Here is a 22745-nt window from a genome sequence, read left to right on the forward strand (position 1 = left end):
GGGAGAGAAAATTTCTAAAACGAAACGGAAACAGCCGCACGTTTTACGGCAAAAGCGTTGTGAAGGTTTGAATAAATTGAAAAAAAGTATGAACTGCGACGGGTATGGCTGATGCCTGCAGGAGGAAGATAACGGCTAATTGATGCAGGAATTGAGACTGAATATTTCAATATCATCCTGAAAAACGTTAAGGTCACCACGGTATCGCCCTGCCTTTCACCCAGCGGCATGAGCAGCACGCATCTGGAAACACCGGAATTACGGTATGCAGCAATAACCTGGAAATATGCCGAAGGGAATATTATCTATCGTGGCACATGGAATGAGCGAGCTGCAGCCTGAGAGGTAAAAAGTCCGCTTTACTCCTTGCCCCTGACCGCTCAGTCAGATACTACGCCCCCCGCTACCATCCGAAACTTCAGGCCAGTCGGATTATGGTTTACCATGTAGTGAGTGAAGCCTGAGCCTGCATGACCTTGCCCGGCAAAGGCACCGCTCTCGCACCAGCAGCCAGGCGCCGATGAAGAAAGGCATCCAGCGAACGGGAAGCCTGATGACTTTCTGTTCATCAGTTTAGTGAACGCAATGAACGGATATGAAATTTGAATAACGACCGCGTACAGCCCACTTTCCTCTTCCACGATTACGAGACCTTCGGCACCAGCCCCTCTCGTGACCGGCCAGCCCAGTTTGCCGGCCTGCGCACCGACAGTGAGTTTAATCCGGTCGGCGAACCCGAAGTGTTCTACTGCCGTCCGCCTGATGACTATCTGCCACAGCCCGAAGCGGTGATGATCACCGGCATTACCCCGCAGATAGCGATGAGTCGCGGCGTGATCGAAGCTGAGTTCGCTGAACGCATCCACGCGTTGTTCACCACGGAGCAAACCTGTGTGGTGGGCTACAACAACGTGCGTTTCGATGATGAAGTGACGCGCAATATCTTCTATCGCAACTTTTACGATCCCTATGGCTGGGCCTGGCAAAACGGCAACTCACGCTGGGACCTGCTCGACGTGATGCGTGCCTGCTACGCGTTACGGCCAGAAGGGATCAACTGGCCTGAGAATGAAGAAGGTTTTCCCAGTTTCCGGCTGGAGCATCTGACCAAAGCAAACGGCGTCTCCCATGAAAATGCGCACGATGCCATGTCCGACGTTTACGCCACGCTGGCGATGGCGAAGCTGGTGAAGGAGAAGCAGCCAAAACTGTTTGAGTTTTTGTTTACCCATCGTAACAAAAACAAGCTGATGAACCTGATTGATATCCCGCAGATGAAACCGCTGGTTCATGTCTCCGGCATGTTCGGTGCCGCGCGCGGTAACACCAGTTGGATCGTACCGCTGGCCTGGCATCCCGATAACCGCAATGCGCTGATTGTGGTGGATCTGGCGGGCGACATGTCACCGCTGCTGCAACTGGATGCCGACACGCTGCGTGAGCGTCTTTACACGCCGAAAAACGATCTCGGCGATCTGCCTGCGGTGCCGGTCAAACTGGTGCATATCAATAAGTGTCCGGTGCTGGCGCCTGCCAGTACGCTGCGGCCGGAAGATGCGGCCCGGCTGAATATTGATCGTCAGCACTGCCTGGCGAATCTGGCGCTGCTGCGTCAGCAGCCCGACGTGCGGGAAAAACTGGTTACGCTATTTGCCGAAGCGGAGCCGTTTACGCCGTCAGATGATGTGGACACGCAACTCTATGATGGCTTCTTCAGTGATGCCGATCGGGCGGGGATGAATATTATCCGCCAGACCGCGCCCGCGAATCTGCCTGCGCTGGACCTGAGCTTTGAGAGTGCGCGGGTAGCGAAACTGCTGTTCCGCTACCGGGCGCGTAACTTCCCCGGCACGCTGGATGATACCGAGCAGCAACGCTGGTTGCAGCACCGTCGTGACGTGCTTAATGCCGATCGGGTGCAGGCGTTTATGCAGGAACTGGAAGGTCTGGCGAATCTGCACGAAGCGGATGCAGAAAAGGTTGGGCAGCTTAAAGCGCTCTATCTCTATGCGCAGGAGTTGGTTTCCTGAAGCACTAAGAGTCTGACCCGGTATCGCCTGCCGGGTCAGACTTTCTGATGCGGCTTAATCAGAGCACGGTCCACGCCAGCCAGGTCAGCGCAAAGCCGCTCAGCCCCATTAGCGTTGTCAGTACCGTCCAGGTGCGTAAACCGTCGGCCACCGAAAGTCCCAGATAACGGGTCACCACCCAGAATCCCGCATCATTGACATGCGACAATCCCAGACCACCAAAACAGGCCGCCAGGGTGACCAGTACCCGTTGCATATCCGTCACGCCGGTCACCGCCTGGGTCAGCAAACCGCTGGTGGTCAGGATCGCCACCGTGGCGGAACCCTGTGATGCACGCAGCGCCAGCGACAGGATAAATGCCGCTGGCACCAGCGGCAGATGCAGCGTTTCAAGGGTGACCGCCAGCGCTTTACCCACGCCCGACTCCACCAGCACTTTGCCGAATGCACCACCGGCCCCGGCCACCAGAATCACGCTGGCAGAGGTGGGAATGGCCCGGCCGGTCAGATCTTCCAGCTTATCTTTGCTCCAGCCACGCCGTACGCCCAGCAGCCAGGCCGCCAGCCCTAAGGCAATCAGCAGGGCAATCGGCGGTGTGCCGATCACGGTCATCACACTACGCAGCAGACTCCCTTCAGCCAGCAGTGTGTGTGACAGAGTTCCCAGCACGATCAATACAATCGGGACCACAATCAGGCCGCTGATGGTGAGCGCACCGGGTGGTGCCGGTTCATTCTTCTTTTCCTGCCCTTCCGGCCTGGCCATCTGCAACTGTTCCAGCACCTCCACCGACAGAGGGTAGTGGCGACGGTTCATGAATTTCGCTACGTAGTAGCCGATGATCCCGACCGGCACGGAAATCGCGATTCCCAGTATCATCAGCCATCCCATGTCGGTGTGCAGGATCCCGGCTGCCGCCGCTGCGCCCGGATGGGTCGGCAATGCCACATGTACCGTCAGCATCACGCCCGCCATCGGCAGGCCAAACTTCAGCGGCGAGACCCGCGCCACTTTGGTAAAGCCATAAATCAGCGGAATAACAATGATAAAACCGACTTCAAAAAATACCGGGATGCCAAGGATAAAGGCCGCCATGGTCAATGCCGCAACGGTACGCTTCAGCCCCAGCGTTTTACTGAAACGCTGCGCCAGCGACTTGGCACCGCCCGAGGCTTCAATGATCGCCCCGAGCATGGCACCAAGCACGATGATGATGGTGATGTGACCAAGCAGGCCGCCCATCCCGGTGATAATCGTCTCCATGATTTTTTCAGCCGGAATGCCGGTGGCGATGGCCACCAGCAGACTGACAATTAACAGGGCGACAAAGGGATGAACTTTGGCTTTGATGACCAGCAGCAGCAGGATCACGATGCTGGCGGTCGCTATGGCTAATAGCAGTGCGGTGGACATAGTAAACCTCAGAAATTGTTATATTTTTTAGGTTATCGCCGTACAGAATAAACAGGTGCAGGGTCAGAAAAAGGACGAAAAAATCTCAACCGGTGCCGAAACACCGGTTTTTTTAGCCCGTTAAATCAGGTTTTTCTCGCCCAGGGCGCAAACCAGCCAAGACCAGCGGTAGTGTTGCCGCGCGGGATATATTCGCAGCCCACCCAGCCGGAATAGCCGACCTCATCCAGCAGTGAGTAGAGATAGGGGTAGTTGATTTCACCCTCATCCGGTTCATGACGATCCGGTGCCGAAGCAATCTGCACGTGCCGATAGCGTCCGGCATAGTGGCGAATCAGATGGCTGAGGTTGCCATCCACCCGTTGCGCATGGAACAGGTCGAGCTGAGTGAAGACATTGGGTCGATCGATCTGTTCGACCATCTCCAGCGTCTGATACTGGCTGGCATAAAGATAGTTGGGTTTGGTTGTGGGATTAAGCGCCTCAATCAGCAGGATGATGCCGTGCGGCGCAAAGCGCTCAGCCGCATAACGCATATTGCTGATAAAGGTCTCAACGTAGCGCTGACGGTCAGCGTCGGGCGGCACCGTCGCCGCCATGATGTGCACCTGCGGGCAGTTCAGCGCCAGCGCATAGCTCAGGGCGCGATCGATATCCGCCTTTGCTTCCGCTTCCCGTCCAGGGATGGCCGAAACGCCCCACTCACCCGCTGCGACGTTGCCGGGTGCGGTATTGAACAGCACCAGTTGCAGCTGGTTATCATCAAGCCACTGCTTGATCTGCGTGGCGGGATAGTCATAAGGAAACAGAAATTCGACGGCAGTGAAACCGGCTTCCGCCGCTGCAGCGAAGCGTTCAGCAAACGGCAATTCAGTAAATTGCGTCGAAAGGTTAGCAGCAAACTTCGGCATTATCGGCTCCTTAATTCTGCCACTTCGGCATCATTGAGATAACGGATCGGGCGGTCGCCCAGGGTAAAGATCAGCCGGGCGGTCTCCTCCAGCTCTTCAGTGTTGTCTGCCGCTTCCTGCAACGATTTCCCCACTACCACCGGGCCATGATTCGCCAGCAGGAAGGCACGGTAACGTGGAGCCAGCGCCGCGAGATCCTCGGCCAGTCGCCCATCACCCGGCTTGTAGTAAGGCACAACCGGCACATCACCGACACGCATCACCACATAGGGGGTAAACGGACGGATGCAGTTGTCCGTGTCCAGCCCCTGTAAACAGGAGAGCGCCGTCAGGTAGTGGCTATGCAGATGCACCACCGCCCTGCAGTCGGGATTATTCAGATAGAGCGCGCGGTGAAACGCAATCTCTTTGGAGGGTTTATCGCCTGAGATCCATTCGCCGTCAGGCGTGACTTTGGCCAGCCGGTCACCCTGTAATTTACCCAGGCATGAACCGGTGGGAGTCGCCAGCAGATTGCCATCCTCCAGCAACATTGAGAGGTTGCCCGCCGAGCCGGTGGCATAGCCGCGCTGAAAGAACGAAGCGCCAAGACGCACCATCTCGTCACGCGCCTGCTGTTCTGTTAAAGAGAAAGATTCAGACATCAGTAAACTCCGTTTGCGCGCGGCGGAAGAAATCTTCATCGCCAAAATTGCCCGATTTCAGTGCCAGAGAGAGCGGCTGATGAATGTCGCGCACCCAGGGCACGCCGGGCGAAATCGTCGGGCCGATATGAAAGGCCGTCACACCCAGGCTCTGCGCGACCACGCCGGAGGTTTCGCCACCCGCCACGATAAAGCGCTGCCATCCGCGCCGTTTCAGCTCGCGGGTGACGGCAGCAAACAGTTGCTCAACCGCTTCGCTGCTGCGCTGAGCACCATAACGCTGTTGAATCGCCTGCAATTGTTGCGCGTCAGCGGTGGCAAACAGCAGGGGTGCCAGCGTCTGATCGCTGTTCGCTTCCACCCAGTCGCATAACTGCCGGGCATAAGCCCCGGCATCTTCCAGACAGCGTTCAGTCTCAACTTCGCAGGCCGGTGCCAGCTGGCGGTACGCGGCGACCTGACGATTGGTCATCTGTGAACAGGAACCGGAAAGCACCACGGCGCGATCGCCCTGCGGACGGCCTGCCTGCTCCGCTTTTGCATCACTTTCAGCCGTCGCCCACTGCCGTGCCAGACCGATGGCCAGCCCGGAACCGCCGGTGACCAGCCGCAGATCGCTCAGTGCTTCGCCCAGGGTCAACAGATGTTCCTGATGCAGGGCGTCAGTTACGACGTAGTTGATCCCCTGCGCCGCCAGCTGACCCAGCGCCTGCCGTACTGACTCAGCGCCCTGATCGACCTGTGCCACAGCGATCAGCCCGGCTTTGCCCGTCGCCTGTGATGTCATCAGGCGCAGCAGGTTGCTGTCGTGCATCGGTGTGACCGGATGATGCCGCATACCGGAATCTGACAGCAGCTGATCGCCGACAAACAGGTAGCCCTGATAAACGGTGCGGCCATTCACCGGCAGCGCCGGACAGATTACCGTCTGCGTTTCACCCAACGCCTGCAGCAGAGCGTCGGTTACCGGACCGATATTGCCCTGCGCGGTGCTGTCGAAGGTGGAACAATATTTGAAGTAGAAACGCTCACAGCCCTGCGTCTGCAGCCAGGCCAGCGCAGCCAGCGACTGAGCAACGGCCTGGTCTGCCGGACAGGAGCGGCTCTTCAGGCTGACCACAATCGCCTGCGCCTCTGTGGTTTCCTCGCTGTCAGGAATGCCGTTGAACTGAATAGTGGTCAGCCCGTTCTGCACCAGAAAACTGGCGATGTCAGTCGCACCGGTAAAATCGTCCGCTATCACGCCAAGCCGCATCAGATTTTCTCCTCTGCCTGCGGCAGCGTGATGCCGCTGAAGATTTTAATCACTGCACTGTCATCTTCCCGGCCGTAACCGGCGTTGCTGGCTTCGGTGAACATATTGAGGGCGGTTGAGGCCAGCGGCAGCGGGAAGTGCAGGGATTTCGCGGTATCGGCCACCAGGTTGAGATCTTTCACAAAGATATCGACCGCCGATTTCGGGCTATAGTCGCCGTCCACCACATGCCGCATGCGGTTTTCGAACATCCATGAATTGCCTGCGGCGTTGGTGACCACTTCATACATGGTTTCCAGCGGGATGCCGGCACGCGCCGCCAGCGCCATCGCTTCAGCCCCGACCGCGATGTGAACACCTGCCAGCAGCTGATGGATAATTTTGACGGTTGACCCGAGGCCGATCTCACTGCCCACGCGATACACTTTGGCTGCCACGGCATCCAGTACAGATTGCAGTTGCGTAAAGGCCGCGTCGCTGCCGGACGCCATCACCGTCATCTCACCGCTGGCCGCTTTAGCGGCACCGCCGGAGACCGGTGCATCCAGCATCAGCAGCTGATATTGCGCCAGCTGTTGTTCAATCTGCTGCGCATCCCGGGCGGACAATGTGGATGAGACCATGACCACGGTGCCGGGACGCAGTTTTGCGGCCAGGCCCTCTTCTCCGAACAGAATGGCGTTAACCTGCTGCGCATTTACCACCAGCAGCAAAACGGCATCAAGCTGGTCTGCAAAGGCGGATGCTGAAGCCTGCGCATCACGCGCGCCTGCCTGGCGTAAGTTCTCAAGCGCGGCGGGATTCAAATCGACACCCCAGGTATTGAGACCGGCACGCAGGCAGGATTTCGCGGCACCCATGCCCATGGAACCTAACCCGATAACGCAGATATTTTCAGCTGGCACGATACGCCTCCACTGTTAATTTAAGTGATTATTTGTTTGTTACTGTTAATCCTGCCAGTTTACTGTCGGCAAAAATGTGTTTCCGCTCACAAAAAAATATTCCCGATGTGAACCAGAACAATTTTTAACATTGCCACATTCACAGCACTGACCCTGTTGCAGTGCGGTTACCGCCGCTGATGCCAAAATTACCGCTGTTATTATTTGTTCTGGTTAATCCGCAGATACTTTATAATGTGAAAAAATGGTAATCATCAGGGAGCCGATATGATTCCGGTTGAACGTCATCAACAGATTCTTGCGCTGGTGGCCGATCGTGGCGTGGTGAGCATTGCAGAACTCACTGAACGGCTGGGTGTGTCACACATGACCATACGCCGTGATGTGCAGAAACTGGAGGAGCAAGGGGCCGTGCTGTCGGTCTCCGGCGGCGTGCGCTCAGCCGACCGGCTGGCGGCTGAGCCGTCACATCTGACGAAAAGCGCCCTCTACAACGAGGAGAAGCGCGCCATTGGTCGCACCGCCGCCCGACAGATCCCACGTAACAGCTGCATCTACCTGGATGCCGGAACCACGACGTTAGCCCTGGCAAGAGAAGTGGTGGATCGCGATGATTTGCTGGTGGTGACCAATGATTTTATGGTGGCGAATCTGCTGATGGAGGCCAGTCAGTGCCGGGTTATTCACACGGGCGGCACCGTATGCCGGGAGAACCGCTCCTGTGTCGGCGAGTCGGCGGCACGCAGCCTGCGTCATCTGGCCATTGATATTGCCTTTATTTCCGCCTCCTGCTGGGGGCCGCGTGGCTTGTTTACGCCGGATGAAGATAAAGTGATGGTGAAGCAGGCGGTGAGTGAGGTGAGCAGTAAGCGGGTATTGCTGAGTGACAGTTCGAAGTACAACAGGATCGCGACGTTTCTGGCTTTACCGCTGGAGAGCTTTGATCGGGTAGTGACAGACACGCATCTGAGTGAGTCGGCGCGGGAGCTGTTAAGTGCGGGGAGCTGTGAACTGATACTGGCTGGTTAAGCTGTCGCCGCCTTCCCTGAGACCGGGAAGGCGGCAACGTGAGCGTGATTAAACTTCTTCGCTGAACTGCGGCACCGGATTACGGAAGCTGCGGGTTACGAACGCCAGGTAGATAATCCCGATGGCGGCCCAGATCAGGCCCAGCTCCATAGAACTCTCTTCCAGGTTCACCCACAGCGCACCCACCGTCAGCGCGCCAAGCAGCGGCAGCAGCAGATACTGAACGTGATCTTTCAGCGTGCGGTTACGCTTCTCACGAACCCAGAACTGTGCAATCACCGACAGGTTAACGAAGGTAAACGCCACCAGTGCACCAAAGTTAATCAGCGCGGTTGCGGTCACCAGGTCGAAGTTAATCGCCATCAGCGCAATCGCACCCACCAGCAGCACGTTGAGCGACGGGGTCCGCCATTTCGGATGGATGTAACCGAAGAAACGCTCCGGGAACACACCATCACGGCCCATCACATACATCAGACGCGAGACGCCAGCGTGCGCCGCCATACCGGATGCCAGCACCGTGACCACCGAGAAGATCAGGATGCCGACCTGCAACGCTTTACCGGCCACGAACAGCATGATTTCAGGCTGCGATGAGTCCGGGTGCTGGAAGCGTGTGATGTCCGGGAAGTAGAGCTGCAGGAAGTAAGATGCCGCGATAAAGATCACCCCACCAATCAGCGCGGTCAGGAAAATAGCGCGCGGAATGGTGCGTTCTGCATCTTTGGTCTCTTCCGACAGCGAACTGATGCCATCAAAGCCGAGGAACGAGAAGCAGAGTATCGTCGCACCGGTAATCATCGGCACCACATGCGCATTCTCAGACCAGAATGGACGGCTGCTCACCAGCGTGCCGGAACCAACGCCGCTTGCCACACCGTAGATTACCATCGCGGTAATCCCGACCATGACAACCACCTGCAGCACCACAATCACACTGTTGAAGTTGGCGACGGTTTTGATGCCCTTGAGGTTAGAGAGCGTCATAAACCCGACCAGCAACACCACAAAAATCCACGACGGGATGCCCGGCACCAGCGATTCGAAATAGTTTTTAGCCAGCAGGATGTTGATCATCGGCATGAACAGGTAGTCCAGCAGTGATGACCAGCCGACCATAAAGCCGACGTGCGGACTGATCGCCTTCTGAGCGTAGGTATAAGCGGAGCCCGCAGAGGGGAAGCGGCGTACCAGCTTACCGTAACTCACGGCAGTGAACAGAATCGCAATCAGCGCGAAAGCATAAGCGGTGGCGACGTGACCTTCGGTCAGCCCGGAAACGATGCCAAAGGTATCGAACAGGGTCATAGGCTGCATGTAGGCTAAGCCCATCATGACGACCGGAAGTAACGTGAGTGTTTTTTTGAGTTGCGCACGCTGCGGTGCGGCGGAGGTATTAAGCGACATGCTTCAGTCCCCCATGTGCGACAACCTGGCTGGGCTGGGTCACAGGGCAACTGCGCATTAAGCGACAGGGAGTAAGGTTAGCGGTTAACGCGGCGCCGTAGTCATCACGAAAACGCGTACCAGCGTTGGCTGGCAGAGTGTAAAACATCCCCATCTTTGTAATCCTCAATCTCACGCTTATGCGTGTTTTCAGTGTTTATCTATCCGGGTGCGTGCCCGGCCTCGGTTAAGTCAGCAAAAAACGCTCTAATAAAACTGGATGCAAAAAAATAACCGGCGCGGTTAGCGTCGGTTATCATCTGATTTTGCAGGCCGCGTATTCTGCCCTAACCCGTGGCAGGAATACAAGCCATCGGGGCATCTTATGCAAAAAAAAGCGCGTCAGGTGACAGGTAAAAAAACCTGTCAGGCATTTTTCAGCATCCAGTCGATCTCGGTCGACGTAATCAGCCGTTCAAACTGCATCAGTTCATGATGCTTACAGCTGTGCCAGACACTGGCAAAGCGTTCGCCCAGTAGCTTCTGCAGCGGATAGCTGTTGTCAAACTCATACAGCGCATCGCTCTGGCGGATCGGCAGTGCCAGACCCTCGGCATGGTGACCGTTGCCGGTGACCGGATGGGGCAACGGCAACTGGGTATCCAGCCCATGCAGCATCCCGGCAAGAATAGCCGACACCACCAGGTAGGGATTAGCATCCGCGCCCGCAACCCGGTACTCAATACGATGATTGTCGATATCCCCGCACGGCACCCGCAGCGCAACGGTCCGGTTGTTATGGCCCCACGATGCCTGCAACGGCACATAGGCGTCCGGAACAAAACGGCGATAGGCATTCACATTGGGTGCCAGCAGCGCCATTGAGGCGGGCATCAGATCGATCATCCCGGCCAGCGCCCGTTTCATCAGCGGCGAATCACTGCCGTCATCGCAGGCGAAGGCGTTGTGATCGGCGGCATCCAGCATGCTGATATGCACATGCATGCCGCTGCCCGCATACTCCTCATAGGGCTTCGCCATAAACGTGGCGGTCATACCGTGATTTTCTGCCACCTGACGAATCAGGCGTTTCAGCTGCACCGCATGGTCACAGGCCCGCAGCACGTCGCGGGTATGATGCAGGTTAATTTCAAACTGTCCGGGCGAGGCTTCCGCCAGCGCACCATCGGCCGGGATGCCCTGCTGACGGGCCAGATCGTCGATGTCACGCAGCACATCGGCGAAATGATCGAGGTTATCTACCGAGTAGACCTGGCTCTGCATATTGCGTTCATCACTGCCGGGCGAACACGGCGGCTGGATAAAGCCTTCGGCATCGCGCTTTTTGTCCACCAGATAGAACTCCAGCTCTACCGCTACCACCGGAAACAGACCTCGGTTACGCAGCTGTTGCCACAGCCGGTTAAGGACATTTCGGGGTTCAACGTCAAAGGGAGTGCCATCTTGGTTGCACATGGTTAACAGCAGTTGCGCAATGTGCTGAGGGTCAGACGCGGAGGGAACTAAAGTACCGGTGACGGGCAGACAGAGATTATCGGGTTCGCCCAGTGACTGGCCGAGTCCCGCTTCTTCTACTGTGTTGCCGAGGATATCCATGGCAAACACCGAGGCGGGGAAATAACACCCTTTTTCCAGCTTAGGCAGCGCAGAGACCGGAATGCGCTTGCCGCGGAACACACCATTTAAATCATTTAACAGGATGTCGACATACTGCGTGTCAGGATGGCGCTCCAGCCAGGTTTTCACCTCAAGCTGGAACGCGCTGGTTCGTTTCTCTTCACTGTGAAGCGTGAAGTCTTCCACTTCTACCAGGTTAGTCATGATCTCACCCGCCCCTATTAGGTTTGCGTAATGCTCAAAATAACAGCCACACCACTAACATAGCGCCAACATAAAAAGTGTGCAAATGTAACAAATCTGTTTGAAGAACAAACAGCAGATTGCTAGATTGAAAAAATATTGCACACTTAACCGCCAGACGTGCCCTTTCGGTAGATATTTCGAACAGCGATGCGAGGACGTGAGATGGGCATTATTTTTGACAAGCCGTTGATTGGCGTAGTGATGTGCCAGAAGGATCTGGGAGGCCATCCGAGCCAGACGGTTCACAATAAGTATACCGATGCGGTTGTCCTTGCGGGTGGCGTACCACTGGCCCTGCCCCACAGTCTGATGAATGCGCCTCATCTATTAGAAAACGCTATGGCTGTTCTGGATGGCCTGCTGCTGACCGGCAGCCCCAGCAATATCGAACCCTGGCATTATGGCGAGGCGGGCGAAGAGCTGCATGCCGATCCGGGCCGTGACCATCTCGCCTTTCAGCTGATCACCTGGGCCACCAGCCACAAGATGCCGATGTTCGGGATCTGCCGTGGGCTGCAGGAGCTGGTGGTGGCAAATGGCGGTGCGCTGTGGCGGGAGCTCAGCGGGCAGCCGTCGTTTCAGCGTCACCATGAAGATGAGACGCTGCCGCTGGAGCAGCAGTATGCTCAGGCGCATCCAATCACTATTGAACCCGACGGCCTGCTGGCGACGCTGCTGGACAGCAACAGTCCGCTGGCGGTCAATTCACTGCATCATCAGGGGGTACGCGAACCGGGCCCGCAGTTGCGCGTTGAAGCGCGCGCGCCGGATGGCCTGATTGAGGCGGTGAGTCTGCGCCATCATCCCTTCGCCCTGGCGGTGCAGTGGCATCCCGAGTGGCAGCCGGAACACACGGCGGGATCGCAGGCGCTCTTCAGTGGCTTTATTCAGGCCGCCATTCGTTATCACAAGGAAAAAGAAAATGAGTGATGCCACGCTGGCGCCGGGACGACGGCTGGCGCAGATCCGGCAGACACTGGGGCTGTCGCAACGCCGTGTCGCCGAACTGGCCGGACTGACCCATAGCGCCATCAGCACCATTGAACAGGATAAGGTCAGCCCGGCGGTCAGCACCCTGCAGAAGCTGCTGAAAGTCTATGGGCTCTCGCTGTCAGAGTTCTTCTCGGAACCCAAACCGGATGCGGAACCGAAGGTCATTGTCCGCGCCAGCGACCTGCTGGAGATTGGCAGTCAGGGGGTTTCGCTGAAGCTTATCGACAATGGCCGTGCACAGCGCACGCTGGGCATGCTGCTGGAAACTTATCAACCCGGTGCCAGCACCGGCGAGAAGCTGCGTCATCCGGGCGAAGAGACCGGCACGCTGCTGGAAGGAGAGATTACGCTGGTCATCAACGGAGAGCACTATCATCTCTCCGCCGGAGAGAGCTACGTCATTGATACGGGCTTACCACACAGTTTCACCAACCGTGCTGAAATCCCCTGCCGCATTGTCAGTGCCCATACGCCAGCCAACTTTTAGGCGCATTCCGGAGATTGTTATGAATTACGTGGAGAGTTATTACGCAGCGACCGCCAATCCGCATGCGCCCTGGCCGACATTACAGGAGAGCATTCAGTGTGACGTCTGCATTATTGGCGGCGGTTTCACCGGTCTTTCGGCGGCGCTGCATCTGACCGAGGTAGGCTATGACGTGGTTGTGCTGGAAGCGGCGCGGGTCGGCTTTGGTGCCAGCGGGCGTAACGGCGGTCAGGTGGTGAACTCCTACAGCCGCGACGTGGATGTGATTGAGCAGCGCTACGGTAAAGAGAGCGCCCGTATGCTGGGCAGCATGATGTTTGAAGGCGCTGAAATCATCCGCGATCGCATTAAGCGGTACGCGATTGACTGCGATTACCGGCCTGGCGGCGTTTTTGCGGCCCTGAATGCGCGCCAGATGGCGCATCTGCGAAAACAGAAAGCGTTATGGCAGCAGTATGGGAATCATGATCTGGAACTACTGGATGAGCGAGCCATCCGCCGTGAAGTCGCCACCGAACGCTACGTTGGCGGGCTGCTGGATCGGCGCGGCGGCCATCTGCATCCGCTGAACCTGGCGCTGGGGGAAGCGGAGGCGATCCGGCGACATGGCGGACGCATCTATGAACAGTCCGCGGCGACCAGTGTGGTTTATGGCACACCAAACCGGGTAAAAACCGCCCAGGGCGAGGTCAGCGCGACCTTTGTGATCTTCGCCGGGAATGCCTATCTGGCCCCGCAGCTGGAACCGCGACTGAGCAGGAAAAGCATGCCGTGCGGATCGCAGATTGTGGCAACCGAACCGCTGTCAACCGACCAGGCGTTGTCGCTGATGCCGAACAACTACTGTGTGGAAGATTGTAACTATCTGCTGGATTACTTCCGTCTGACGGCGGACAACCGGCTGCTCTATGGCGGCGGCGTGGTTTATGGCGCACGGGAACCGGCCGATATTGAAGCGTTGATCCGGCCCAAGCTGCGCCGCACTTTCCCGCAGTTGCAGAACGTGAAGCTGGACTTCAGCTGGAGCGGCAATTTCCTGCTGACGCTGTCGCGCATGCCGCAGTTTGGCCGACTGGAGAAGAATGTCTATTTTATGCAGGGTGACAGCGGTCATGGCGTAACCAGTACGCATCTTTCCGGCAAGCTGATCAGCGAAGTGTTACGCGGCGATGCCGAGCGTTTTGATGCTTTCGCCCGCCTGCCTCACCTGCCGTTTCCCGGTGGGCGTCGATTTAAGGTGCCGCTGACGGCGATGGGCGCGGTGTGGTATGCGTTGAGGGATCGGTTAGGGGTGTGAGGCTGAGGGCCAGACCTGGCTGTCTGGCCTGATGAAAACAGGTCTTTCAGCGGGGCACATTCTGCCCTGTAGTTTAAACTGCTTTAGTATGTTGTAACTATGAAAAGAGCAGAACCCTTATATATCAGAGCGGGAGCAATCAGCCCCCGCAACAGCGCCAGCCGCGTATCACTCCAGCGGCATTTTAACCGGATCGTCATAGCGGTACTCAAAACCGAGTTCGCTACAGATGCGGGAACCATCAATCAGCTTGCCGCTATTCTTTTCCGCCTCGGGTGCGAACTGCGGCGGCTGCAGCCCAAGCTGGTGCGTGACCGCAGGATAGAAGGTGTCACGCGAGGGATGTTTCGAGGCACACAGATTATAGACCCGGCCCCCTTTGGGCGACTGCAGTAGCAGCGTGATCGCCTCAACCACATCATCCAGATGCACCAGATTCACGCCCTGCGAGCCATTGGCCACATCCTGCTTGCCGGCGAGGAAGCGCCCCGGATGGCGCTTTGGTCCGACCAGACCGGCCAGCCGCACGATATCCACGCTGGTGCCCGGCAGATCGTGCAGCCAGTTCTCCAGTTTAACCAGCGTCTTTCCGGCCACCGTTTCTGCGTCCAGCGGGCTGTTTTCCCGCTTAGCGCCGGCGCTGCTGCCATAGACTGAGGTGGAACTGGTAAAGATAATGCGCGGTACCTTATAAACCAGCGCGGTATCGACCACATTCTGCACCGCCTGCAGATAGGCTTCGCCCCCTTCCGCAGTGCGGCTGGCGGGCAGTGTAACGATCAGCGCATCGACGTTGAATAGCGGCTCAATATCGGCGGCATCACAGAGCAGTTCCGGCGTCAGTTCCAGCTGGAACGCCTCAATGCCGCAGCGGCGTGCCGCGTCTATACCGTCTGGCGTGGTTTTGCTGCCGGTGACCTGCCAGCCTCGCGCCGTTAACGCCGTGGCCAGCGGCATGCCTAACCAGCCCAGTCCCACAATCGCGACCTTCTTCATTTTGACTCCTGACGTGAAACATCAACCCTGACTTCACCGTAGTTTGCCCCCGGATTGCAAACCAGAACAACCTGTTTCAGCGCTTTCCGAACCGCCCGTTTAAAAAAGTGTTGCCAAGCGCAGCCATCTTCGCTAGGTTAAACCCCACAAATGAATACTCATTCATCGACGAGATTATTATGACACGCGTTCAGTTCAACCATCACCACCACCATCATCCTGACTAGTCTTTCAGGCGATTGGTGCTGGAAGACTTTCAAGATCTTCCAGTGGTGTGAACGCAAGAGAACCCCCGGAAGATCGTCTTCCGGGGGTTTTTTTATGGGCTGACGTAACCACACATTCAGGACCGAATTAAGAGGACAGGCACCATGTTAGATAACACCCGTTTACGCATAGCTATGCAGAAATCTGGCCGTTTAAGTGATGATTCACGCGAACTGCTGGCGCGCTGCGGCGTTAAAATCAACCTTCAGCAACAGCGCCTGATTGCGTTTGCGGAGAACATGCCGATCGACATCCTGCGCGTGCGCGATGACGATATTCCTGGCCTGGTGATGGATGGTGTGGTCGATTTAGGCATCATCGGCGAGAACGTGCTGGAAGAAGAGCTGCTGTCGCGCCGTGCCCAGGGTGAAGATCCGCGCTACTTTACGCTGCGCCGCCTCGACTTCGGCGGTTGCCGTCTGTCACTGGCGATGGCGACAGATGCCGAGTACACCGGCCCGGAATGCCTGGATAAATCCCGTATCGCCACCTCCTATCCGCACCTGTTAAAACAATACCTCGACAAAAAAGGCGTCAGCTTTAAGACCTGTTTACTGAACGGTTCCGTGGAAGTGGCGACCCGCGCCGGTCTGGCTGACGCCATCTGCGATCTGGTCTCTACCGGTGCTACGCTGGAAGCCAATGGCCTGCGCGAAGTTGAAGTAATCTATCGTTCAAAAGCGGTGCTGATCCAGCGTGACGGCGAGATGCCTGCCGCCAAGCAGGAGCTGATCGACAAGATGATGACCCGTATTCAGGGCGTGATTAAAGCGCGTGAATCGAAGTACATCATGCTGCACGCGCCGAGTGAGCGTCTGGAAGAAGTGATCAGCCTGCTGCCTGGCGCAGAGCGCCCGACCGTGCTGCCGCTGGCAGGCGATGTCAGCCGCGTGGCGATGCACATGGTCAGCAGCGAAACCCTGTTCTGGGAAACCATGGAAAAACTGAAAGCGCTGGGTGCCAGTTCGATTCTGGTGCTGCCTATTGAGAAGATGATGGAGTAAGCCATGGCCTTTTCTACCCCGATTGAGTGGCAGCAGTGTACCCCCGAACAGCAGCAGGCGCTGCTGTTACGTCCTGCTATCGCCGCCTCTGAAAACGTGACGCTGACGGTGCGCGATGTGCTGGAGCAGGTAAAGCTGAACGGTGATGACGCCCTGCGCCAGTTCAGCGCCCGCTTCGACAAAGCGCAGGTGGATAACCTGCGTGTTACCGCGCAGCAAATCGCAGAGGCCAGCTTACGTCTGAGTGACGAGCTGAAGCAGGCGATGGCTGTCGCGGTGGGCAATATCGAAACCTTCCACAACGCGCAGATCCTGCCGCCGGTGGATGTGGAAACCCAGCCAGGCGTACGCTGCCAGCAGATTACCCGTCCGGTGAAATCGGTCGGACTCTATATTCCTGGTGGTTCCGCCCCGCTCTTCTCCACCGTGCTGATGCTGGCGACCCCGGCCCGTATCGCGGGCTGTGGCCGCGTGGTGCTCTGTTCGCCGCCGCCGATTGCCGATGAGATCCTGTATGCCGCCCAGCTGTGCGGCGTAGAAGAGGTGTTCCAGGTGGGCGGCGCGCAGGCCATCGCCGCGATGGCCTTCGGCACCGAAACCGTGCCGCGCGTGGATAAGATTTTTGGCCCGGGCAACGCCTGGGTGACAGAAGCGAAACGTCAGGTAAGTCAGCGACTCGATGGCGCGGCGATTGATATGCCAGCGGGTCCTTCTGAAGTGCTGGTGATTGCGGATGAAGGCGCCACGCCCGCGTTTGTCGCGTCTGATTTGCTTTCACAGGCAGAGCATGGTCCCGACTCGCAGGTGATTCTGCTGACGCCTTCATTAAAGCTGGCCGAGGCGGTCGCGGTCGCGGTTGAGCAGCAGCTGGCGCAGTTGCCGCGGGCTGCCACAGCGCGTCAGGCGCTGGAAAGCAGCCGCCTGATCGTGGCGCGTGACCTTGAGCAGTGTGTCGCGATCTCTAATCTCTACGGCCCGGAGCACCTGATTCTGCAAACGCGCCAGCCGCGCGATCTGGTGGAGTTGATCACCAGCGCCGGTTCGGTATTTTTAGGCGACTGGTCGCCGGAGTCCGCGGGCGATTACGCCTCTGGCACCAATCACGTGTTACCGACCTACGGTTACACCTCGACCTGTTCCAGCCTGGGCCTGGCCGATTTCCAGAAACGCATGACGGTGCAGGAGCTGACGCCGCAGGGCTTCCTGAACCTGGCCGCCACCATTGAAACCCTGGCCGCCGCCGAGCAGCTGGATGCCCATAAGAATGCCGTCACCCTGCGCGTTGCCGCACTGAAGGAGCAAGCATGAGTCAGGATATTGAGCAGCTGGCGCGCGCCAATGTGCGCGCCCTGACGCCCTATATGTCGGCGCGTCGTCTGGGTGGCAACGGAGATGTCTGGCTCAATGCCAACGAGTTTCCGCTGCCGGTGCCGTTTGAGCTGTCGCAGCAGACGCTGAACCGCTATCCGGAATGTCAGCCTAAACTGGTGATTGAGCGCTACGCTGCTTATGCAGTCTTAACGCCGGAGCAGGTGCTGGTGAGCCGTGGCGCAGATGAAGCTATCGAACTGATCATGCGTGCCTTCTGTGAGCCGGGTCAGGATGCGATTCTGTTCTGTCCACCGACCTATGGCATGTACAGCGTCAGCGCCGAAACCATCGGCATTGAATATCGTACCGTCCCGGCCCTGACCGACTGGCAGCTGAACCTGCCTGCCATTGCAGAGCAACTGGATGGCGTCAAAGTGGTTTACCTCTGCAGCCCGAACAACCCGACCGGCAACCTGATCAATCAGGACGACATCCGTCAGCTGCTGGCGATGACCGCCGGTAAAGCGCTGGTCGTCGCAGATGAAGCCTACATTGAGTTCTGCCCGCAGGCGACCCTGACCGGCTGGCTGAAGGATTATCCGCATCTGGTGATCCTGCGTACGCTTTCTAAAGCCTTTGCGCTGGCTGGCCTGCGTTGCGGCTTTGCGCTGGCGAATAAGCCGGTCATCGACCTGCTGATGAAGGTGATCGCACCCTACCCGCTGGCGACACCGGTGGCCGATGTCGCCGGTCAGGCGCTGAGCGACCAGGGAATTGCGCTGATGCGTGAGCATGTGGCACAGCTGAATGAGAATCGTAGCTGGCTGCAGGCTGAACTGACTCAGCTGGCCTGCGTTGAGCAGGTTTTCTCCAGTGAAACCAACTATGTGCTGGCGCGCTTTACCGATTCACCAAAAGTCTTCAAAACCTTATGGGATCAGGGCATTATCCTGCGTGATCAGAACAAAAATCCGGGCCTGTCGGGATGCCTGCGCATCTCCATCGGCACGCGTGAAGAGTGCGAACGAGTGATCGCCGCGCTGCAAGCCTTTTCTGTGGAGCAAGCATGAGCCAGAAGACCCTTTTTATTGACCGCGACGGTACGTTAATCTCTGAGCCGCCTGAAGATTATCAGGTGGACCGCATGGATAAGCTGGCGTTTGAGCCAGATGTTATCCCGGCGCTGCTGGCACTGCAGGCCGCCGGTTATCGCCTGGTCATGATCACTAACCAGGATGGTCTTGGCACCCCGGGTTTCCCGCAGGCCGATTTCGATGGCCCGCACAATCTGATGATGCAGATCCTGACCTCGCAGGGCATTGCGTTTGACGATGTGCTGATCTGCCCGCACATGCCGGACGATCACTGCGACTGTCGCAAGCCAAAAACCCGAATGGTGGAAGCCTGGCTGGCCGAAGGCGCGCTGGATACCGCCAACAGCTACGTGATTGGCGATCGCCTGACCGATGTCCAGCTGGCAGAGAACATGGGCATCCAGCCTATCCGCTACGGTGCTGACGGCCAGAACTGGCAGACTATCCAGCAGCGTCTGACCCAGCGTGACCGCCATGCGCTGGTGCAGCGCAACACCAAAGAGACACAGGTGCGGGTAGAACTGTGGCTGGATCGCGAAGGCGGCAGCAAGATTAATACCGGCGTGGGTTTCTTCGACCACATGCTGGACCAGATCGCCGTACACGGCGGGTTCCGCATGAATATCGAAGTGAAAGGCGATCTCTATATTGACGATCACCACACGGTGGAAGATACCGGTCTGGCACTGGGCGAAGCGCTGCTGAAGGCGCTGGGCGACAAGCGTGGCATTGGCCGTTTCGGCTTTGTGCTACCGATGGATGAATGTCTGGCGCGCTGCGCGCTGGATATCTCCGGCCGTCCGCACATCGAGTTCAAAGCGGAGTTCAACTATCAGCGCGTAGGCGACCTCAGTACCGAGATGGTCGAGCACTTCTTCAGCTCACTCTCCTACGCCATGATGAGCACTCTGCATCTTAAAACCAAAGGCAAGAATGACCATCACCGCGTCGAGAGCCTGTTTAAAGCCTTTGGCCGTACGCTGCGTCAGGCGATCCGCGTTGAGGGCAATACGCTGCCAAGCTCGAAGGGAGTGCTGTGATGAACGTGGTGATCATGGATACCGGTTGCGCCAACCTGTCGTCGGTGAAATGGGCGATTGAACGTCTGGGCTACACCCCGGAAGTGAGCCGCGATCCCGATGTGGTGCTGCGTGCCGACAAACTGTTTCTGCCCGGCGTCGGCACCGCGCAGGCGGCAATGAATCAGCTGGAAGAGCGTGACCTGATCGATCTGGTGAAAGCCTGTACCCAGCCGGTGCTGGGGATCTGCCTGGGTATGCAGCTGCTGGGACGCGGCAGCGATGAAAACGGCGGTGTGCCGACGCTGGGGATTATCGATGAGCCGGTGTCATTAATGGACACGCACGGCCTGCCGCTGCCGCACATGGGCTGGAATCAGATTACCGCGCAGGCGGGCAATCATCTGTTCCGTGGCATCGACGAAGGCTGCTATTTCTACTTCGTCCACAGCTATGCCATGCCGGTCAACGCCAGCACCATCGCCCAGTGTCACTACGGTGAAGCTTTCACCGCCGCGGTGCAGAAAGATAACTTCTTTGGCGTCCAGTTCCACCCGGAACGCTCGGGCAAAGCGGGCGCGCAGCTGCTGAAAAACTTCCTGGAGATGTAATGATTATCCCCGCGTTAGATTTAATTGACGGCAAAGTGGTTCGTCTGCATCAGGGCGATTATGGACAGCAGCGCGATTACGGCAGCGATCCGCTGCCGCGTCTGCAGGATTACGTTCGCCAGGGCGCGACCGTGCTGCATCTGGTGGATTTAACCGGCGCGAAAGATCCGGCGAAACGCCAGATCGCGCTGCTGAAAACCCTGCTGGATGGCGTTGATGTGACGGTGCAGGTTGGTGGCGGCATTCGCAGCCGTGATGATGTGCATGCACTGCTTGAAGCCGGAGCGAGTCGTGTGGTGGTCGGTTCCACCGCCGTGAAACAGCCTGAAGAGGTAAAACGGTGGTTTGCGGAATTTGGCGCAGAGGCGATTGTGCTTGCGTTAGATGTGCGCATTGATGCCAGTAACCGCAAAGAAGTGGCAATCAGTGGCTGGCAGGAAGCGGCGGGTGTCACGCTGGAAGAGGTGATTACCGACTTTCAGCAGGTGGGCCTGAAGCACGTGCTGTGCACCGACATTTCCCGCGACGGCACCCTGAGCGGCTCCAATGTTGCGCTCTATCAGGAAGTGACGGCGCGCTTCCCGACGATTGCTTTTCAGTCCTCGGGTGGCATTGGCGACCTCAATGATATCGCCGCCCTGCGCGGCAGCGGCGTTCAGGGCGTGATTGTCGGACGTGCGCTGCTGGAAGATAAATTCACTGTTTCGGAGGCGATCGCATGCTGGCAAAACGGATAATTCCCTGCCTGGACGTACGTGACGGCCAGGTGGTCAAAGGCGTACAGTTTCGCAATCACGAAATCATCGGCGACATCGTGCCGCTGGCGCAGCGCTATGCCGCCGAAGGTGCCGACGAGCTGGTGTTCTATGATATCACCGCCTCATCCGATGGCCGGGTCGTCGACAAAAGCTGGGTCTCGCGGGTTGCGGAAGTAATCGATATCCCGTTCTGCGTCGCGGGCGGCATTAAAACCCCGGAAGACGCAGCGCGCATTCTGGAGTTTGGCGCAGATAAGATTTCGATTAACTCGCCCGCGCTGGCCGATCCCACGCTCATTACCCGCCTCGCAGATCGTTTTGGCGTGCAGTGTATTGTGGTCGGGATCGATACCTGGTTTGATGAAGCCAGCGGTAAATATCAGGTGAATCAGTATACCGGTGACGAAGCGCGCACCCGCGTGACGCAGTGGGAAACGCTGGAGTGGGTGCAGGAAGTGCAGAAGCTGGGCGCAGGCGAGATCGTGCTGAACATGATGAATCAGGATGGCGTGCGTAACGGCTATGACCTGGTGCAGCTGAAGAAAATGCGTGAAGTCTGCAACGTCCCCCTTATCGCCTCTGGCGGTGCAGGCACCATGCAGCACTTCCTGGATGCGTTTACTGAAGCTAACGTGGATGGTGCTTTAGCCGCCTCGGTATTCCATAAGCAGATTATTAATATTGGTGAGCTGAAGAGCTTTCTGATCGACAACGGAGTGGAGATTCGCGCGTGCTAACTGAACAACAACTGGCCCTTCTCGACTGGGATAAAACACAGGGCATGATGCCGGTCATTGTCCAGCACTTCGTCTCAGGCGAAGTGCTGATGCATGGCTACATGAACCCGGCCGCGCTGGAGAAAACGCTGGCAGAAAGCAAGGTCACCTTTTTCTCCCGCACCAAAAATCGCTTGTGGACCAAAGGCGAAACCTCCGGCAACTTTTTGCAGGTCGTGAGCATCACGCCTGACTGCGACAATGACACCCTGTTAGTGCTGGCGGATCCTATTGGCCCGACCTGCCATCTGGGCACCACCAGCTGCTTCTCACCGGCGGTCCCTGAGTGGACGTTCCTCTATCAGCTTGAGCAGTTGCTGGCTTCGCGCAAAACCGCCGATCCTGAAAGCTCCTACACCGCACGACTCTACGCCAGCGGCACCAAACGCATCGCGCAGAAAGTGGGTGAAGAAGGCGTTGAAACCGCACTGGCCGCCACGGTCAACGATCGGGATGAACTCACCAACGAAGCTTCTGACCTGGTCTATCACCTGATGGTGCTGTTGCAGGATCAGGATCTCGACTTCCGCGCCGTGATTAACAACCTGCGTGACCGCCATAAGTAACTGTGCAATATGCTGCTCAGAATTTCGTTTTTTATGCGGATTCTGAGCAGTCTTCAGCTCATTCCTCACGTCCATCCGGCACAATGACGGCAACTCAAACCTCAGGGA

22 protein-coding genes, 1 pseudogene and 1 other annotated feature are annotated in these 22745 nt (G+C 57.6%); of the genes and pseudogenes, 15 read left to right on the top strand and 8 right to left on the bottom strand.

The genetic code is table 11. The features are described 5' to 3' along the window. Nucleotides 1-132 precede the first annotated feature (132 nt). Both NR195_RS07340 and sbcB read left to right on the top strand, forming a co-directional pair. Nucleotides 133-342, top strand: a pseudogene (locus tag NR195_RS07340) (type VI secretion system tube protein Hcp); the annotation flags it as partial. A 260-nt stretch (nucleotides 343-602) separates the two neighbouring features. Beyond that, entirely contained in the window at nucleotides 603-2030 is a 1428-nt protein-coding gene (gene sbcB, locus NR195_RS07345) for an exodeoxyribonuclease I (RefSeq protein ID WP_010248022.1), read from the top strand. A gap of 58 nt (nucleotides 2031-2088) precedes the next feature. Here the strand turns inward: sbcB and NR195_RS07350 are convergent, their stop codons facing one another. The 5 genes from NR195_RS07350 to ltnD all read right to left on the bottom strand — a co-directional run bounded on the left by NR195_RS07350 (nucleotide 2089) and on the right by ltnD (nucleotide 7159). Next, a complete protein-coding gene (locus NR195_RS07350) occupies nucleotides 2089-3444 on the bottom strand; it encodes a GntP family transporter (protein ID WP_256844359.1) in 1356 nt (451 codons plus the stop codon). Between the two features lie 125 nt (nucleotides 3445-3569). Beyond that, the gene (locus NR195_RS07355) at nucleotides 3570-4355 is read right to left on the bottom strand and encodes an HPr family phosphocarrier protein (RefSeq protein WP_033778823.1); all 786 of its coding nucleotides are present in this window, start codon (nucleotides 4353-4355) and stop codon (nucleotides 3570-3572) included. After that, nucleotides 4355-4999, bottom strand: a complete 645-nt coding sequence (locus NR195_RS07360) for an aldolase (RefSeq protein WP_256844360.1) — start codon at nucleotides 4997-4999, stop codon at nucleotides 4355-4357. The genes NR195_RS07355 and NR195_RS07360 overlap by 1 nt, the downstream gene beginning before the upstream one ends. Next, nucleotides 4992-6254 carry a 3-oxo-tetronate kinase gene (gene otnK, locus NR195_RS07365; protein ID WP_256844361.1) on the bottom strand — a complete coding sequence of 421 codons (1263 nt, stop codon included), beginning with the start codon at nucleotides 6252-6254 and terminating at the stop codon, nucleotides 4992-4994. The genes NR195_RS07360 and otnK overlap by 8 nt, the downstream gene beginning before the upstream one ends. Further along, a complete protein-coding gene (gene ltnD / locus NR195_RS07370) occupies nucleotides 6254-7159 on the bottom strand; it encodes an L-threonate dehydrogenase (protein WP_256844362.1) in 906 nt (301 codons plus the stop codon). The genes otnK and ltnD overlap by 1 nt, the downstream gene beginning before the upstream one ends. A 267-nt stretch (nucleotides 7160-7426) precedes the next feature. Between ltnD and ygbI the strand changes: the two genes are divergently transcribed. Beyond that, complete coding sequence (ygbI, locus tag NR195_RS07375) at nucleotides 7427-8188, top strand: DNA-binding transcriptional repressor YgbI (RefSeq protein ID WP_010670952.1); 762 nt, start codon at nucleotides 7427-7429, stop codon at nucleotides 8186-8188. Nucleotides 8189-8236: 48 nt separating this feature from the next. Here ygbI and NR195_RS07380 read toward each other — a convergent pair whose 3' ends face one another. Both NR195_RS07380 and NR195_RS07385 read right to left on the bottom strand, forming a co-directional pair. Continuing rightward, nucleotides 8237-9595 carry an APC family permease gene (locus tag NR195_RS07380; protein WP_010248042.1) on the bottom strand — a complete coding sequence of 453 codons (1359 nt, stop codon included), beginning with the start codon at nucleotides 9593-9595 and terminating at the stop codon, nucleotides 8237-8239. Between the two features lie 405 nt (nucleotides 9596-10000). Beyond that, entirely contained in the window at nucleotides 10001-11419 is a 1419-nt protein-coding gene (locus NR195_RS07385) for a glutamine synthetase family protein (RefSeq protein ID WP_029519400.1), read from the bottom strand. A 201-nt stretch (nucleotides 11420-11620) separates the two neighbouring features. On the opposite strand from NR195_RS07385, the gene puuD reads away from it, so the two are divergent. The 3 genes from puuD to NR195_RS07400 are packed head-to-tail and all read left to right on the top strand — an operon-like array spanning nucleotide 11621 to nucleotide 14235. Next, nucleotides 11621-12388, top strand: a complete 768-nt coding sequence (gene puuD / locus NR195_RS07390; protein WP_045140279.1) for a gamma-glutamyl-gamma-aminobutyrate hydrolase — start codon at nucleotides 11621-11623, stop codon at nucleotides 12386-12388. Further along, the gene (gene puuR, locus NR195_RS07395; protein ID WP_010670955.1) at nucleotides 12381-12938 is read left to right on the top strand and encodes an HTH-type transcriptional regulator PuuR; all 558 of its coding nucleotides are present in this window, start codon (nucleotides 12381-12383) and stop codon (nucleotides 12936-12938) included. The genes puuD and puuR overlap by 8 nt, the downstream gene beginning before the upstream one ends. A 19-nt stretch (nucleotides 12939-12957) precedes the next feature. Then, nucleotides 12958-14235, top strand: coding sequence for an FAD-binding oxidoreductase (locus tag NR195_RS07400; RefSeq protein WP_010248052.1), 1278 nt, complete (start codon nucleotides 12958-12960; stop codon nucleotides 14233-14235). A 168-nt stretch (nucleotides 14236-14403) separates the two neighbouring features. Here NR195_RS07400 and NR195_RS07405 read toward each other — a convergent pair whose 3' ends face one another. Continuing rightward, nucleotides 14404-15231, bottom strand: coding sequence for an SDR family oxidoreductase (locus NR195_RS07405; RefSeq protein WP_061703783.1), 828 nt, complete (start codon nucleotides 15229-15231; stop codon nucleotides 14404-14406). Nucleotides 15232-15410: 179 nt separating this feature from the next. Between NR195_RS07405 and hisL the strand changes: the two genes are divergently transcribed. The 9 genes from hisL to hisIE all read left to right on the top strand — a co-directional run bounded on the left by hisL (nucleotide 15411) and on the right by hisIE (nucleotide 22637). Then, on the top strand, nucleotides 15411-15458 hold the full coding sequence (hisL, locus tag NR195_RS07410) for a his operon leader peptide (RefSeq protein WP_100396937.1): 48 nt from the start codon (nucleotides 15411-15413) through the stop codon (nucleotides 15456-15458). Continuing rightward, nucleotides 15434-15554 (top strand) — a sequence feature (His leader region). (Overlaps the previous gene by 25 nt.) 48 nt (nucleotides 15555-15602) lie before the next feature. Beyond that, a complete protein-coding gene (gene hisG, locus NR195_RS07415; RefSeq protein WP_004571317.1) occupies nucleotides 15603-16502 on the top strand; it encodes an ATP phosphoribosyltransferase in 900 nt (299 codons plus the stop codon). Between the two features lie 3 nt (nucleotides 16503-16505). Next, complete coding sequence (hisD, locus tag NR195_RS07420; RefSeq protein WP_256844363.1) at nucleotides 16506-17810, top strand: histidinol dehydrogenase; 1305 nt, start codon at nucleotides 16506-16508, stop codon at nucleotides 17808-17810. Continuing rightward, nucleotides 17807-18883 (top strand): histidinol-phosphate transaminase, encoded by a 1077-nt coding sequence (gene hisC, locus NR195_RS07425; RefSeq protein WP_256844364.1) that lies wholly within the window; start codon nucleotides 17807-17809, stop codon nucleotides 18881-18883. The genes hisD and hisC overlap by 4 nt, the downstream gene beginning before the upstream one ends. Then, nucleotides 18880-19947 (top strand): bifunctional histidinol-phosphatase/imidazoleglycerol-phosphate dehydratase HisB, encoded by a 1068-nt coding sequence (gene hisB / locus NR195_RS07430; RefSeq protein WP_010670960.1) that lies wholly within the window; start codon nucleotides 18880-18882, stop codon nucleotides 19945-19947. Before hisC ends, hisB begins: the two co-directional genes overlap by 4 nt. Next, nucleotides 19947-20537, top strand: a complete 591-nt coding sequence (hisH, locus tag NR195_RS07435) for an imidazole glycerol phosphate synthase subunit HisH (RefSeq protein ID WP_008926061.1) — start codon at nucleotides 19947-19949, stop codon at nucleotides 20535-20537. The genes hisB and hisH overlap by 1 nt, the downstream gene beginning before the upstream one ends. Continuing rightward, nucleotides 20537-21274, top strand: coding sequence for a 1-(5-phosphoribosyl)-5-[(5-phosphoribosylamino)methylideneamino]imidazole-4-carboxamide isomerase (hisA, locus tag NR195_RS07440; protein WP_031591331.1), 738 nt, complete (start codon nucleotides 20537-20539; stop codon nucleotides 21272-21274). The genes hisH and hisA overlap by 1 nt, the downstream gene beginning before the upstream one ends. Then, nucleotides 21256-22032 carry an imidazole glycerol phosphate synthase subunit HisF gene (gene hisF / locus NR195_RS07445; RefSeq protein WP_010670962.1) on the top strand — a complete coding sequence of 259 codons (777 nt, stop codon included), beginning with the start codon at nucleotides 21256-21258 and terminating at the stop codon, nucleotides 22030-22032. The genes hisA and hisF overlap by 19 nt, the downstream gene beginning before the upstream one ends. Then, nucleotides 22026-22637, top strand: coding sequence for a bifunctional phosphoribosyl-AMP cyclohydrolase/phosphoribosyl-ATP diphosphatase HisIE (hisIE, locus tag NR195_RS07450; protein WP_033778806.1), 612 nt, complete (start codon nucleotides 22026-22028; stop codon nucleotides 22635-22637). The genes hisF and hisIE overlap by 7 nt, the downstream gene beginning before the upstream one ends. Nucleotides 22638-22745 lie beyond the last annotated feature (108 nt).

This window comes from Pantoea sp. Ft-CA_14 (assembly GCF_024520875.1).
GTDB lineage: Bacteria > Pseudomonadota > Gammaproteobacteria > Enterobacterales > Enterobacteriaceae > Pantoea > Pantoea agglomerans.

Excerpts from the sequence above, each read along its gene's own strand:
- NR195_RS07350 (WP_256844359.1), bottom strand. The coding sequence starts at position 3,444 with ATGTCCACCGCACTGCTATTAGCCATAGCGACCGCCAGCATCGTGATC.
- NR195_RS07355 (WP_033778823.1), bottom strand. The coding sequence starts at position 4,355 with ATGCCGAAGTTTGCTGCTAACCTTTCGACGCAATTTACTGAATTGCCG.
- NR195_RS07360 (WP_256844360.1), bottom strand. The coding sequence starts at position 4,999 with ATGTCTGAATCTTTCTCTTTAACAGAACAGCAGGCGCGTGACGAGATG.
- otnK (WP_256844361.1), bottom strand. The coding sequence starts at position 6,254 with ATGCGGCTTGGCGTGATAGCGGACGATTTTACCGGTGCGACTGACATC.
- ygbI (WP_010670952.1), top strand. The coding sequence starts at position 7,427 with ATGATTCCGGTTGAACGTCATCAACAGATTCTTGCGCTGGTGGCCGAT.
- NR195_RS07380 (WP_010248042.1), bottom strand. The coding sequence starts at position 9,595 with ATGTCGCTTAATACCTCCGCCGCACCGCAGCGTGCGCAACTCAAAAAA.
- puuD (WP_045140279.1), top strand. The coding sequence starts at position 11,621 with ATGGGCATTATTTTTGACAAGCCGTTGATTGGCGTAGTGATGTGCCAG.
- puuR (WP_010670955.1), top strand. The coding sequence starts at position 12,381 with ATGAGTGATGCCACGCTGGCGCCGGGACGACGGCTGGCGCAGATCCGG.
- NR195_RS07400 (WP_010248052.1), top strand. The coding sequence starts at position 12,958 with ATGAATTACGTGGAGAGTTATTACGCAGCGACCGCCAATCCGCATGCG.
- NR195_RS07405 (WP_061703783.1), bottom strand. The coding sequence starts at position 15,231 with ATGAAGAAGGTCGCGATTGTGGGACTGGGCTGGTTAGGCATGCCGCTG.
- hisG (WP_004571317.1), top strand. The coding sequence starts at position 15,603 with ATGTTAGATAACACCCGTTTACGCATAGCTATGCAGAAATCTGGCCGT.
- hisD (WP_256844363.1), top strand. The coding sequence starts at position 16,506 with ATGGCCTTTTCTACCCCGATTGAGTGGCAGCAGTGTACCCCCGAACAG.
- hisC (WP_256844364.1), top strand. The coding sequence starts at position 17,807 with ATGAGTCAGGATATTGAGCAGCTGGCGCGCGCCAATGTGCGCGCCCTG.
- hisB (WP_010670960.1), top strand. The coding sequence starts at position 18,880 with ATGAGCCAGAAGACCCTTTTTATTGACCGCGACGGTACGTTAATCTCT.
- hisH (WP_008926061.1), top strand. The coding sequence starts at position 19,947 with ATGAACGTGGTGATCATGGATACCGGTTGCGCCAACCTGTCGTCGGTG.
- hisA (WP_031591331.1), top strand. The coding sequence starts at position 20,537 with ATGATTATCCCCGCGTTAGATTTAATTGACGGCAAAGTGGTTCGTCTG.
- hisF (WP_010670962.1), top strand. The coding sequence starts at position 21,256 with ATGCTGGCAAAACGGATAATTCCCTGCCTGGACGTACGTGACGGCCAG.